At 67.0% G+C, this 13,585-nt stretch carries 11 protein-coding genes and 1 tRNA gene; 2 read left to right on the top strand and 10 right to left on the bottom strand.

Going from position 1 to position 13,585, the window contains the following annotated elements; translation table 11 throughout:
* Nucleotides 1-39 precede the first annotated feature (39 nt).
* From ACSQ9A_RS15025 to ACSQ9A_RS15010, 4 genes are all read right to left on the bottom strand, one after another.
* On the bottom strand, nt 40-1,347 hold the full coding sequence (locus tag ACSQ9A_RS15025; protein ID WP_436304193.1) for an ABC transporter substrate-binding protein: 1,308 nt from the start codon (nt 1,345-1,347) through the stop codon (nt 40-42).
* A gap of 170 nt (nt 1,348-1,517) precedes the next feature.
* Nucleotides 1,518-1,754 carry a hypothetical protein gene (locus ACSQ9A_RS15020; RefSeq protein ID WP_093108806.1) on the bottom strand — a complete coding sequence of 79 codons (237 nt, stop codon included), beginning with the start codon at nt 1,752-1,754 and terminating at the stop codon, nt 1,518-1,520.
* Nucleotides 1,755-1,818: 64 nt separating this feature from the next.
* Nucleotides 1,819-2,040 carry a hypothetical protein gene (locus ACSQ9A_RS15015; protein WP_436304192.1) on the bottom strand — a complete coding sequence of 74 codons (222 nt, stop codon included), beginning with the start codon at nt 2,038-2,040 and terminating at the stop codon, nt 1,819-1,821.
* A 46-nt stretch (nt 2,041-2,086) separates the two neighbouring features.
* Nucleotides 2,087-2,263 carry a DUF3606 domain-containing protein gene (locus ACSQ9A_RS15010; RefSeq protein WP_093108804.1) on the bottom strand — a complete coding sequence of 59 codons (177 nt, stop codon included), beginning with the start codon at nt 2,261-2,263 and terminating at the stop codon, nt 2,087-2,089.
* A 265-nt stretch (nt 2,264-2,528) separates the two neighbouring features.
* Between ACSQ9A_RS15010 and ACSQ9A_RS15005 the strand changes: the two genes are divergently transcribed.
* Nucleotides 2,529-2,882 (top strand): hypothetical protein, encoded by a 354-nt coding sequence (locus tag ACSQ9A_RS15005; RefSeq protein ID WP_436304191.1) that lies wholly within the window; start codon nt 2,529-2,531, stop codon nt 2,880-2,882.
* Nucleotides 2,883-2,911: 29 nt separating this feature from the next.
* Here ACSQ9A_RS15005 and ACSQ9A_RS15000 read toward each other — a convergent pair whose 3' ends face one another.
* Nucleotides 2,912-3,103 (bottom strand): hypothetical protein, encoded by a 192-nt coding sequence (locus tag ACSQ9A_RS15000; RefSeq protein WP_436304190.1) that lies wholly within the window; start codon nt 3,101-3,103, stop codon nt 2,912-2,914.
* 951 nt (nt 3,104-4,054) lie between these two features.
* Between ACSQ9A_RS15000 and ACSQ9A_RS14995 the strand changes: the two genes are divergently transcribed.
* Entirely contained in the window at nt 4,055-9,901 is a 5,847-nt protein-coding gene (locus ACSQ9A_RS14995) for an autotransporter outer membrane beta-barrel domain-containing protein (protein WP_436304189.1), read from the top strand.
* Nucleotides 9,902-10,371: 470 nt separating this feature from the next.
* On the opposite strand, the gene ACSQ9A_RS14990 is transcribed toward ACSQ9A_RS14995, so the two are convergent.
* From ACSQ9A_RS14990 to ACSQ9A_RS14970, 5 genes are all read right to left on the bottom strand, one after another.
* A tRNA-Asn gene (locus tag ACSQ9A_RS14990) sits at nt 10,372-10,447 on the bottom strand.
* A 67-nt stretch (nt 10,448-10,514) separates the two neighbouring features.
* Nucleotides 10,515-11,441 carry a thiamine phosphate synthase gene (locus ACSQ9A_RS14985; protein WP_436304188.1) on the bottom strand — a complete coding sequence of 309 codons (927 nt, stop codon included), beginning with the start codon at nt 11,439-11,441 and terminating at the stop codon, nt 10,515-10,517.
* A gap of 7 nt (nt 11,442-11,448) precedes the next feature.
* Nucleotides 11,449-12,267, bottom strand: coding sequence for a thiazole synthase (locus tag ACSQ9A_RS14980; RefSeq protein WP_093108801.1), 819 nt, complete (start codon nt 12,265-12,267; stop codon nt 11,449-11,451).
* Nucleotides 12,268-12,276: 9 nt separating this feature from the next.
* A complete protein-coding gene (gene thiS / locus ACSQ9A_RS14975) occupies nt 12,277-12,474 on the bottom strand; it encodes a sulfur carrier protein ThiS (RefSeq protein WP_093108800.1) in 198 nt (65 codons plus the stop codon).
* Nucleotides 12,471-13,583, bottom strand: a complete 1,113-nt coding sequence (locus tag ACSQ9A_RS14970; RefSeq protein WP_436304187.1) for an FAD-dependent oxidoreductase — start codon at nt 13,581-13,583, stop codon at nt 12,471-12,473. Before ACSQ9A_RS14970 ends, thiS begins: the two co-directional genes overlap by 4 nt.
* Between the last annotated feature and the right edge of the window lie 2 nt (nt 13,584-13,585).

Raw genomic sequence — 13,585 nt, 5'->3', positions numbered from 1 at the left:
GGGTGGCGAAGCGACATGAAGTGCGCGCAGCCTGGGGGTTTACTTGTAATACCCGCCCTTTTTCATCTCGCGTTCGGCCGCCGTCTGCGAGGTCTTGAGCGCCTGGTCGACCGTGACCTTGCCCGACAGTGCCGCGCTCATCTGCTGGCCCACCGCCACGCCGATGGCCTGGAACTCGGGGATGGCCGCGTACTGCACGCCGGCGTAGGGCGATTTGGGCAGCGTGCTGTCGGTCAGGTTGGCCGTGTCGATGGCCTTCTTCTCGGACTCGGCGAACTTGGCGACCTTCTGGAACTCGGGATTCGCATAGGTCGACTTGCGCGTGCCCGTGGGCACGGTGGCCCAGCCGTGTTCCTTGGCCACCAGCTTGATGTAGTCCTTGGAGGTCGCCCACTTGACGAAGGTCTGCGCCGCTTCGGCCTTGGTCGAACTGGCGGGGATCGCCAGGTTCCACGACCACAGCCAGTTGGCGCCCTTGGGCGTGACCGCGACCGGCGCCTGCGCGAAGGCCACCTTGTCGGCCACCTTCGACTGCTTCGGGTCGCTGATGAAGGAGGCCGCTATGGTCGCGTCCACCCACATGCCGCACTTGCCTTCGTTGAAGAGCGCAAGGTTCTCGTTGAAGCTGTTGGCCGAGGCCCCCGGCGGGCCGTAGGCCTTCATGATGTCGACGTAGAAGGTGATCGCGTCCTTCCAGGGCTTGGTGTCGATCTGCGGCTTCCAGCTCATGTCGAACCACTGGCCGCCGTGGGTGTTGACCAGGGTCGTGAGGAAGGCCATGTTGTCGCCCCAGCCCGGCTTGCCGCGCAGGCACATGCCGTAGACGCCGGCCTTCGGGTCGTGGATCTTGCCCGCGAGTTCCTTGACCTGCGCCCAGGTGGGCTGCTCGGGCATCTTGAATCCGACCTTGTCGGCCAGGTCCTTGCGGTACATGAGCATCGAGCTCTCGCCGTAGAAGGGCGCGGCGTAGAGCTTGCCCTGGTGCGACAGTCCGTCGCGGATGGCGGGCAGGAGGTCGTCGGCGTCGTAGGCGGCGTCGGTCGCGATCGGCTGCAGCCAGCCCTTCTTGGACCAGATCGGCGCTTCATAGAGGCCGATGGTCATGACGTCGAACTGGCCGCCCTTGGTCGCGATGTCGGTCGTGACGCGCTGGCGCAGCGTGCCTTCCTCCAGCGTGACCCATTTGAGCTTGATGTCGGGGTTGGCCTTCTCGAAGAAGGGTGTGAGCTTCTGCATCTCGATCATGTGGCCGTTGTTCACGGTGGCGATGACCAGTTCGGTCGCGGCGTGGGCGAGGCCGGCGCCCGCGAGCGCGAGCACCAGGCCCGCCTTCAGAAAACGCTTCATGTGATGTCTCCTTGTGGTCGGCGACGAGGCGATCGCCGTGCCCGGATTCTGGAGACTCTTGCTTGCGGAATTGGTACTCGCCAAGCCGATTTCGATACTTGGATGCACTGATTGATCAGTGACTTCCCTAATTTGGGCAAATAGGGATGGATGCGGCGTTCGAGCGAGTGCTAAGGATCGACGATGCCCTCGGCTTGGTCCTGCAGCGCTTTCTTCCCCTTGGGGGTGATGGCCAGCACCTGCGCCGGCTTGTGGCTCTCGCCGCAGGGCAGCGTTTCGGCGGGCGGAATGAAGGCGCTGACGAGTTCGGCGGCGCGCAGCACGCGCAGCTTGTCGATGTCGGCCGGTGCGTAGACCGTGTAGGGCAGCTTCTGGTCTGCGATGTGCCGAAGAAGTTCCATCGGCATGGGGTCTCCTTTCGGGCGACGGAGAACTGTCAATTCTGCGCAATCGGACGGCCGGTGCAAGGCCTCAGGACATCTCGGCCGTCGTCCGACTGTCCGCCCATTTCATGGCTTGCTGTTCCGCGTGCCGCAGCGCTTCCGCTTCGGTTCTACAGAGGTCGGTGTCGCCGAGCAGGACAACCGTTTTTTCGCTCGGCCATCCCAGCTGTCGGATGAGCACCGGTCGAAACTGCGCGGGCTTCTCCTTCTCCGCGGTACAGAGAAAGTGATAGCCCCGATAGACGAACACGACGCTCCTTGGCATGGCGCGCTCCGCGCGGCAGATTTCCCACCTCTTACTTCCCGAGATAGTTGCGCACCGCCTGCGCCGAAGTGCCGGCAGCGGCGACGGCCGCCCGGAGCTGGGCCTCGGTGACTCCCAGTTCCTTGGTCCAGTACCGAAGCTCGTGGGTCTCGTTGACGTTCACGCGCGACCGGTCCTGCGGGCCGCGATTGCTCAAGTCATCTGCCATTTGCGCGTCTCCTGAGTCTGTGTGTGGCCTCAGTGTCGCGCGGCGCGCGTTGGCGAGCGCCGGACGTGGCCGCGATCAAGTGCGGGAATCCGGCTGACATCCGGCGCGGCCGGAACAGTTCAAACTCGCCCCCTTTGGGCCGGCAGGACGGAATGCACATCGTGTGCCTTTATTTGGGGCAAAAGAAGGCGCTCGACACGGTAGTGAGACACCATCGTGACTGTCCGATCGCAACACGCAATCGCTACAAAGGATCTGTACCACCATGGCTCTGCCGAACATTGCGCAAGTACGCAAAATTGCCTCATACAAGCCGATGGCTTTCCGGCCGGCGCACGCGCCGCGCCCGTTTCGCCGCGGCGACCTGGCGCTGGTGCTGGGTGGCGGCGATCCGTCGCTCGTCGGGCAGATGGTGGTCGTCTGCATGTCCGACCGCGGCAACGATGGCCGCGACCCGGAGATCGCAGTCCGTTTCACCCGCGGCAGCAGCGGCCATGTGCGCGCGAGCAGCCTTCAGTTGATCGCTGCGGTGGATGCGCACGAGTACGGGCCGGCTTGCGACGATCTTCTCAACTTCATCGCGGGCTGTGGGCCCGTGGGACTGGCGGATTTGCAGTAGCAGCCAGCGGCTGCCACAACGTTCGAGCATCAGCCGGGTCGACTCGCGGATCTCAAGTCTCGAATCGCGGCCGCTTCCAGGTGCTCGCGCGCCCAAGTCGCCATCGACTTGCGCGCGGCCGCGGCGGCCTCTGCGAACAGCGCTTTTTCACGAGCGCTCACTGGCACCTGAAACATCGCGAAATTCCGCCGCTCGGATGAAGTGTTGGTGGTGTTCTTCATCGGCGCAAGCAAGGCCCATGGACCATGGCCCGCCACGATCTGTAGGAAGCAACCACACCCAACGCGCGGCGATTTTCCATTCGCGAAAGAGAAAGGCCCTGCTACCGATTGGATAGCAGGGCCTTTGTGCCTATGCGGCTTGTAGTGGCTCCTCGACCTGGGCTCGAACCAGGGACCTACGGATTAACAGACCCGCCGAGGACTCCGCGAGGCACCATCGTACACACAATCACGCGTTCAAGGATCGCAATTGGCGCCGGACTTTCATCTCCCGCCGCAAACGTAGTCCGCGGGTCGAGACGTGGAATAAAGCCCCCTTGCAGCCCCGTTCAGCCAATTCCAATACAAGCATCGGCAGGACCCCTCCAGGACCCCCATGACCCCATCGAAGTCGACACCCGAGGGCCCCTGAACACCTCAAGGACGGCCGCCGAACCAGGTCAACGGCGTCGGCGGAGGACTCGACCAGCGCGCTGCAGTGTGTACTTCTGGCTCATTTTTGGTGGCAGCAAACCAAGGCAGAATGAACAGGAACAACAACGAGGACGGAGATGCCAGTGCGCTTTGTCAAAGGAAAGCAATGGCCGGTTTTCTGTTGTTCGGACCAAGCGTTGTTGCGCAGCGACGCTCTCGATCGCAAATGCTCCGTGACGCTCTGCGGCGATGCGACGCATCCCGTACTTGATCTCACCCGCTCTCAAGCCCGTCGATCGCGTCCATCCATCCTCCAACGCAAGGGACGGTGGGTCTCGCGTCCAGGCACGACCCGACCGCAGGCTCCCGTTCGGGGTGACCATGGCTTGCTCGGCGCAAGCGCTATGCGCGCACGCCTTTTCCGTTTGAGCGAACTGCACAACGCACCCTCAATGCACGACGGCGCGGTGAGCACCGAAAGCCGTCGCGCATGATGCCGATCGCATTCTTCCAACCCGGGCCAAGCGGAGATGTCTCATGCGCGTTGCTTATCGCCTTGCCTTCACCACGGCGTCGATGCTCTGGTCTCTGCTTTCGACGGGTGAGGGCGAGGCCGCGACGCTGTATTTCGATGCGGCTGGCGGAACCGGGAACTGGGACGAAGTCACGACCGCGGCCTGGGGCACGCTCCCGGGCGGTCCCTACACCCTCACTTGGACCGGGGGCCTGGGTACCGATGCGGTCTTCGAGGGCACCGGCGGCATCGTCAACATCCAGGCGACGGCGCCGGCTGCAGTCAATTCGCTGACCTTCGGCTCCAGCGGCGGGCAGGCCTACACGGTCAGCGGCGCCGGGCTGAACCTGGCGGCCGCGGCCGCGGTCACGACGAACACCAGCGCGACCATCGCTTCGGTCGTCTCGGGGGCCGGAAGCTCGTTCACCAAGAGGGGCGCTGGAACGCTCAGCCTGACCGGCACCAACACCTACACGGGCGCCACCGCCGTGGAGGCCGGCACGCTGTCGGTCGGCAACGGCGGCACGGCCGGTTCCATTGCCGGCGGTTCCGCCGTCAGCGTCGCTTCCGGCGCGACCATGACCTGGAACAACAACAACTTCACCGGCGGCAGGACCATCGCCAATTCGATCAGCGGCGCCGGCAACGTCCTCCTGCAGGGCCAGAACGACATCGGCGCCTTGCAGACCTCCGTCTACACGATGTCGGGCAACAACGCGGGGTTCACGGGTACCTGGCAATTGAACCGCGCCATCATGTGGAACAACACCAGCCCGTCCCAGCTGGGCGCGTCCTCCACCGTGGAGATCCAGGACCGGGGCACGCTCGCCCTCAACGGCGGCACCTATGCCAACAACATCGTGGTGCAGCAGAACGCCGGCTGGCATCACAACGTCGGCGGCCATGTGGTGCTGGGCGCGATACGGCTGGAGGGCACCAACGTGCTCAACGGCAACATCACCCTCAACAACACCAACCACATCGTGCTCGGCGACAACACGGGCGCCAATTCGACGGTGGGCGGGTATGCCACCGGCGACCACACCTTCAACGGCGTGCTCTCGGGCGTGGGCGATTTCTCGATGAGCCGCTACACCGCGTGGAATGGCGGCAGCCTCGCGGTCGTCAACATCCGGCTGGCCGGCTCGAGCAACAACACCTACACCGGCACCACCGTGGTCGACGGTCAGGGCGCACTGGCCAGCCTGTGGCTGCAGAAGACCGGCGGCGCGGTGGCGATCGCGGGCGGCACCACGGTGCAATTCGGCAACGGCACGGGCGGACAGGCCAACCTGCGCATGGGCGGCAACGAGCAATTCGGGACCGCCAACGGCGGGGTGCTGATGACTTGGGTCACCTCCGCCGGCAACTGGGGCCGCTTCGATCTCAAGGGCACCACCCAGACCGTTGCGGGCCTGAGCAGCACCACGGCCAACGCCTCCATGGTCGTCCAGAACCAGGGTATCGACGCCATCGATCCCGGGACGAACGCCACCTTGACCCTCAACGGTTCCGGGACCTACGCGGCCTATGGCTACATGCGGGACCAGGACAACGGCGGCACCACCCGCAAGCTGAACGTCGTCAAGAACGGCAGCGGGTATCAAGCCATCGGCAACCAGGCGGCCGGTTCGATCAGCTACACCGGGACCACCACCGTCAACGGCGGGACCCTGGCGCACGACACGACCCTGTCATCCGCCACTACCTGGAGCTCGGCCGTGACGGTGAACGCGGGCGCCACCTTCGCCACGACCGGAATCCAGGCCAACCAGGGCGCGGCGGGCGGCACGATCACCTTGAACAATGGCGGTACGCTCACCCATGCCACCACGGCAGCGAACGCGTGGAAAGTCTGGTCGGGAGTCCTGACTGTCAACGGCGCGGGCAACACGGTCAACGTCAACAACACCAACACCACGAACAACAACTTGTTCTTCGATGCCGGCATCGCGGGCTCCGGCAACCTAACGGTGAACACGACCGGCGGCGGCAACAACGGCATCGTGTTTCGCACCGCGGCCGGCTCCTATGCCGGCAACATCACGCTCGACAGCGGCACCACCTTCATCAACGGCGGGGCCGGGCGCGCCCTTCAGAGCGCGACGGTGAATCTCCAGAACGGCGCCAGACTCACGTCCTTCGCCAACTGGGCTGCGTCCGGGACCAACGACGCCTATTTCGGCGTCATCAACGGCGCGGCCGGCACCAACCTCAACACGCAGTCGGTGTTCCATGTCGGCACGAGCAACGGCAACGGCACCTATTCGGGCGACATCACGGGCGTGGGCTCTATCAACAAGCTCGGCGCCGGCACCCAAATTTTGAACGGCGCCACCACCGGCACCAGCGGCTGGCTGATGGCCTCCAAGGGCACGCTGGAACTGGCGTCCGGCTTCTCGAAGACCACCAACGACCTGCTGTACGTCGGCGCCTTCGACCAGGCCAGGTACAACGACGGCGGCGCGGCCGGTACCGGCACCATGCGCTTCACCGGCGGCAATTTCACGTCCACTGCGGCGAACAGCTATGTGCTGCATATGGGCAACTTGGCCGGCAATTCCGGCATCCTGCAAATGGACAGCGGCAGCATCACCGGTTCGGCCAGCTCCGGCGCGCTCATCGGCCAGAACGCCGCCAGCACGCTGAACCAGACGGGCGGCAGCATCACGCTCGGCAACCAGGGCATTGTTGTCGCCAATTTTTCCGGCGCCAGCGGGTCCACCGCGAATTTCAGCGGCGGCACCTTCAGCGCCACCAGCGCGTGGTTCAACGGCGTGCGCGGCAGCGCGACCACCACCATCAGCGGCACGGCCGGTGTTTCCGTTGGCTCCTTCAACTTCGGGCATCCCGGCGGCACCGCCGCTGCCAGCAGCCTCCATCTGACCGGCGGCGTCCTGACCTCGACCAATGGCATGGTCTATGGCCTCGGAACCCACACCGTCAACCTGAACGGCGGAACGCTGCGCGCCGGCTCCAGCGCCTTCGCCTGGGCCCACAACGCCAACGTGACGGCCACCATCGGGGCCTCGAATATCACCTTCGATAGCCAGGCCTTCAACGCGAGCACTGCGCAGGTGCTGGGCGGTGTCGGCGGGATCACCAAGACGGGTTCGGGGACCTGGGCGCTCACCGGGACCAATACCTACACCGGCCCGACCACCGTGCGTGCCGGGACCTTGCGGGCCGGCGCCGCCGCGGGCGGGCAGGCCTTCGGCAACCTGTCTGCCGTGCGCCTGGCCGATGCGGCAGGCGCCACCCTCGACCTCAACAACTTCAGCCAGCGCATCGGCTCGCTGGCCGGCGGCGGCGCAGCCGGGGGCAATGTGACGCTGGGTTCCGCCACCCTCACCACCGGCGGCGACAACACCAGCACGAGCTTCGGCGGCGCCATCAACGGCACCGGCGGCCTGGTCAAGACCGGCGGCGGCACGCAAACCCTCACGGGCACCAGCACCTACACCGGCGCGACCGCGGTCAATGCCGGCCGCCTGCGCGTCAACGGTTCGCTCGCCAACACGGCGGTCGGCGTCGCGAGTGGCGCAACGCTTGAAGGCACCGGCAGCATCGCCGGAGCCGTCACCATCAACGCCGGCGGCACGCTGGGCCCCGGCAATTCGCCGGGAGCGATCACGCTCGGCTCGCTGACGCTGAACTCAAGTTCGCTGCTGGCCTACGAATACGGAGCACCCAACGTGGTCGGCGGTCCCGTGAACGACCTCACCAACGTCACCGGCAACCTCACGCTTGGCGGGACCTTGAACGTCACCGATGCCGGCGACTTTGCCGCCATGCCAGGCAGCTACCGGGTGTTCAACTACGGCGGCACGCTCACCGGCAACGCCGCCAGCCTGGCGCTGGGCAGCACGCCGGGCTACGGCCCCGGCGACCTGGCCGTGCAGACGGTCATCCTGCAGCAGGTCAACCTGATCGCTTCGCAGCCCGGCCTGCCGGTGACCTTCTGGGACGGCACCCAGCTTGCGAACAATGGCGCGATCGAGGGCGGCACCTCGACCTGGAACAACGTCAGGAGCAACTGGACCAACACCACGGGCTCCATCAACCAGCGATGGATCCCGGGCATGGCGATCTTCACCGGCGCTGCCGGCACAGTGACGCTGGGGGAGAACGTCGAGGCGAAGGCGATGCAGTTCTCTACCGACGGCTACGTCGTCGACGGCGCCGGCAACACGATCGGCCTGCTGGGCATGCCCAGCGGCGCGCCGTCGCTGGTGCGCGTCGATCCCGGCGTGACCGCCACGATCGCCGCGGCCCTCGTCGGCAGCGGCGGGCTGCAGAAGGCCGACATCGGAACCCTGGTCCTCTCGGGGGCCAATACCTACACGGGCGAGACCCGGGTGAGCAGCGGCACGCTTCGAGCGGGTGCGGCCAATACCTTGAGCGTTGCGTCCGCCCATGGCGTGGCTCTGGGCGCGACGCTCGACCTGGCGGGCTTCGACCAGACCCTGTCTTCGCTCACCAACAGCGGCACGATCTCGCTGCTGGGCTCGGCGCCGGGCACCACGCTAACCGTCACCGGTCCCTACGTAGGCAACAACGGCACGCTGCGCCTGGGCGCCCTGCTCGATGCCAGAGGCCCGTCGGACCGCCTGGTGCTCGATGGCCCGGCGGCCAGCGCCAGCGGCCGGACGACCCTCCAGATCACCAACCTGGGCGGGCTCGGCGGCCAGACCATCGGCAACGGCATCGAAGTGGTCGGCGCGCGCAACGGCGCCACCACGACGGCACAAGGCAGCAAGGACGCGTTCTCGCTGGCCGGTTCTCACGTGGATGCAGGCGCCTTCGAGTACCGCCTCTACGCGGCCGATGCGGGCGGCGCGGGCGAGAGCTGGTATCTGCGCTCCGAGTTGTCGAACCCCTTGAACCCTGGAGCGCCGGGCATTCCCACTTACCGCGCCGAGGTTCCGCTTTTCGCTGCCGCGCCGGCGCTGATGCGCCAAGCGGATATGGGCATGCTGGCCAACCTGCATCAGCGCGTCGGCGACGACGAGGTCAAGGGCGCCGGCACGGCCGACGGCCGCCGCGACCGTCGCGCCTGGGGCCGGCTCCTCTCCATCGATCCGGAGCTGCGCCAGTCCGGTACGGCAGGTGCTACGAGCCAGGGGCACCTGAGCGGCTTCCAGGCCGGAACCGACCTGTTCGCCGGCGCCGGCTGGCGTGCTGGCCTCTACGTCGGGCAACTCGACGGCGACGCCAGGACCAGCGGCTTTGCCCGCGGCGAATGGGGGCCAGTCGGCAGCAACGACCTGCGCAGCCGGTATCTCGGCGCGTATGGCACCTGGACCGGCGAATCGGGGCTGTACACCGATGTTGTGCTGCAGGGCGGGCGGCATCGCTACACGGTCCGGCCGCTGGGCAATGCTTCGTCATCCGGCGAGGGTTCAAGCCTTGCGGCCTCCCTCGAGCTTGGAAAGCCCTTCGCGCTGGGCGACAGCGGCTGGAAGATCGAGCCGCAGGTCCAGCTCGTGCGCCAGCACATGAAGGTAGACGACACCGCGATCTCCGGCGCCCTCGTGCAGCAGGACCTCCATGACGGCTGGATCGTGCGCGCCGGCGTGCGCATCAAGGGCGAGCTGCGAACTTCCATCTGGACGCTCCAGCCCTATGGGCGCTTCAATGTCTATCGGGCATCGAACGGCAAGGACATCACGCGCTTCATCGGTCCGGCAGCGGCCACCGACATCGCGGCCAGGACCGGCTACACCTCGACCGAACTGGCGGGCGGCTTCACCGTCGCACTGAGCCCGGCGACCAGCGTGTACGGCGAAATCGGCAAGCTGTTCGCGTCGGGCACATACAAGGTCAGGAGCGGGGTGCAGGGTTCCGCAGGGGTGAGTGTGCGGTGGTGAACCCTGGGGGCTGGGAGCCCTGGCCCGCTGTCGTGCAGCGGAGGAGTTGATCGCCCGAGGTCCAGAGGCTGAGCGGATCCTGCTACCCCCCGAGCGCTTCAGAGAAAGAAGGGCGCGGGCCCATTGCTTCGCCGCGGTCAGCGCGGGGGGCAGGGCAGAATGCCGCCCAGCAGCCGCAAACGGCTGTGGCCCGTTGTCGTCTTCAGCGGGGCGGCCCGATGGCGCTGCAGCGTAGCTTTCGGCGTAGCTTTCGGTCGAGGCGCTAGTTTTCCTCTCTGACACACTGCGAGTCGTGTGGGGGGCTTCTGCAGTTCAGCGCGCGAACGGGGCGCCATCGAGTCGATGTTCGCAAGCGTCCTGATGGATGGCGAAGTACTGGATATTTGGCGATTGCCAAATAGGCGCCCAACAAATGAAAAAGCCCGCTATCAATATGACAGCGGGCTTTCCATTTGCCTTGCGGCTTGTAGTGGCTCCTCGACCTGGGCTCGAACCAGGGACCTACGGATTAACAGTCCGGCGCTCTACCGACTGAGCTATCGAGGAACAAGCCTCAAATTATAGCGTGGTTTTCGAGGCCTTCCGGCCGGGCTCGGATTCGTGATTCGCGACTTCATTGGCGCGTACCGGCCTCGACGGCGGCCATCAGACGAGCCGCGGCGGCCTCGGGCTCCGGGTCGGCCACCAGGGCGCGCACCACTGCGACCGAGCCGACGCCGGTGGCAAGCACTTCGGGCAGGCGCGCTTCGTCGATGCCGCCGATGCCCACCTGCGAATAGCCGCGCAGCAGGTGCGCATAGGCGCCGAGCCGCGCCGCGCCCTGCGGTGCGGTCGCCATCTGCTTCAAGGTGGTAGGGTACACCGCGCCCATCGCGATGTAGCTCGGGCTCACGGCATCGGCGCGCAGCATTTCTGCGTAGCCATGGGTGCTGACGCCCAGACGCAGGCCGGAGGCGCGAATCGTCTGCAGCTCCTGCGGCGTCAGCGCGTCCAGGTCTTCCTGGCCCAGGTGCAGGCCGTAGGCCTTGGCCGCGATGGCGGCGCGCCAGTGGTCGTTGATGAAGAGCAGGGCGCCGGTGCCGCGCACCGCTTCGACGGACGCGTGTACTTCACGCGCGATGGCTTCCGTGTCGTCGGATTTGAAGCGCAGTTGTACCGTCGGCACGCCGGCGCGCGCCATGCGGCCGACCCAGGCGGCGTCGGGCAGCACCGCGTAGAGACCCAGCTTCTGGGGACAGGGTGGGAAGGCATTGCGGCGTTCGGTAGGCGGAAAGGGCAGCATGCCGAAGTCCGCCGGCAGTTCGGGCCAGGCATGCGCATCGAAGCTGCCCGTGCGCTGCGTTTGCGCCCGCCAGGCGCGGGCCAGGCATTCGGCATCGACCTCGATGAAGCCGAGTGCGGCGCAGGCCGTCTTGGCGCCGCGATAGACGGCGTCGTCGGACGAGAAGGACGCGGGCGCTTGGGCCGTCTCGCCGAAGCGCGGCGCATGCGCCGCGACGATGGCCTGCGCGATGTTTTGGGGGGCGGTGGTGTTGCTCATGACGGGGTCACTGCGATGCAGCGTGGTGCCAGAACGGCGTGCCGAGCACCGGCGTGCTCGGCTGTGCCGATTCCTGTGCGGCCATCGCGCCCGCAAGGTGGGCGCTGCGGCCGGCCTGCACCGCATCGGCGAAGGCGCCGGCCATCGCGACCGGATCCTGCGCGAGCGCGACGGCGGTGTTGAGCAGCACGCCGTCGTAGCCCCATTCCATCACCTGGCAGGCATGCGAGGGCAGCCCGAGGCCGGCATCGACCAGCAGCGGCACGCTGAGCCGCTCGCGCAGCACCTGCAAGGCATAGGGATTGACGGGCCCGCGGCCGGTGCCGATCGGCGCGGCCCAGGGCATCACGGCCTGGCAGCCGACGTCGACCAGCCGCCGGCACAGCACCAGGTCTTCAGTGCAGTAGGGCAGGACGTGGAAGCCGTCGCGGATCAGCTGCGATGCGGCATCGACCAGATTCAGCGTGTCGGGCTGCAGCGTGTAGTCGTCGCCGATGAGCTCGAGCTTGATCCACGGCGTGTCGAAGAGCTCGCGCGCCATCTGCGCGGTCGCGACCGCCTCCTGCACGCTGTGGCAGCCGGCCGTATTGGGCAGCACGGGCACTTGGAGCCGCCGCAGCAGCTCCCAGAAGCCGTTGTCGCTGCCGGCGCCGTTCGGCGTGGCCGTCTGGCGGCGCAGCGAAGCGGTCAGCATCGCCGGCTGCGCGCGCCGCACGGCCGCTTCGAGCACGTCGGGCGAGGGGTAGCGCGAGGTGCCGAGCAGCATCCGGCTCTGGAAGGCCTGGCCGTAGAGCACCAGCGGGTCGTGGGATGGGGTTGTGGTCATGGCTTTACCTCAGCCGCCTGTCACGGGGCGGATCACTTCGATGCGGTCATCGGGTTGCAAGGCGTGCGACGCGTAGTTCGAACGCGGCACGAACTGGCGATTCACCGCGGCGGCGAAGGGCGGCGTCGCGTGGATGAGGGCCAGCGCGTCGGCCAGCGTCGCGCCGCTCGGCAGCGTCTGCGGTGTGTCGTTGATCAGGATGTTCATGGCAAGACGGTTTCCAGGCTGGGCGCCAGATCGAAACGGCTCGCGAGCGCGGAATGGCCGGTGGCGAGCAGTTCCATCGCGACGTCAAGGATGGCCGGCGCGATCATGAACCCGTGGCGGTACAGGCCGTTGATTTGCATCACGCCGGGTCGCGGCTGACGGAAGGCCGGCAGATTGTCGGGCAGGGTCGGCCGGCATTGGGTCGCGATCTCGAGGATGCGTGCTTCGGCAAAACCGCTGTGCACCGAATAGGCGGCGCTCAGCAGTTCGAGCGTGGAACGCACGCTGGCCGGCGACATGTCGTCGGACTCGATCTCGGTGCCGCCGATCACGAATACCTGCCCGGGCTTGGGTGCGATGTAGAGCGGGTAGCGCGGATGCACCAGCCGCGTCGGTCGCTGCAGCGCGACTTCGGGGGCATGCACCCGGATGACTTCGCCGCGCACGCCGCGCAGGGCGCCCCACTGCGGGCGGGCGCCGAGGCCGCGGCAGTCGATGACGCGTTCGGGCTGGCCGGTTCCTCCGGCGTCGAAGTCGTCGATGCTGCGCGGTGCCTGCCAATGCAGTTGCACGTTGGGCATGGCCTGCAGCGTGGCGAGCAGTGCGGCGAGCAGTCCGCGGTTGTCGAGCTGGCCTTCTTCCGGCAGCAGCAGGCCGTGCGCGAAGCGCTGGCCCAGTGCGGGCTCCAAGGCGGCGATGCCGGCCGCATCGAGCGACTTCATTGCAGGCAGTTCGGGCACCAGTTCGCCGGTGTGCGCCAGCATGCGCGCCAGCCGCGCGGCTTCGGGCGCATCCTGGCGGTGCCACAGCACCAGTGTGCCTGCGCGCTGGAAGAACACGGGCGCCGCCAGCGATTCGAGCAGCACCGGCCAGCGGTTGAGTGCGTAGTGGCCCATGCGCACGACCGAGGGTGGTGCGATCGCAGATTCGGCCAGCGGCGCCAGCATGGCGGCTGCGACGCGCGCGGCCGCGCCGTCGGCCTCAGGCCCGCCGGCGTCGAAGACCTCGACCTTGCAGCCGGCCTGGGCCAGCGTCACCGCGAGCAGGCGGCCCATGAGCCCGGCGCCGAGGATGACGGCGGAGCGGAAAGGAAGGGTGGCAGCGTTCATCG

Origin of the sequence: Variovorax sp. LjRoot290, from assembly GCF_964253985.1 — a bacterium.
GTDB lineage: Bacteria > Pseudomonadota > Gammaproteobacteria > Burkholderiales > Burkholderiaceae_C > Variovorax.
This window is presented reverse-complemented; position numbering and strand designations above follow the sequence as displayed.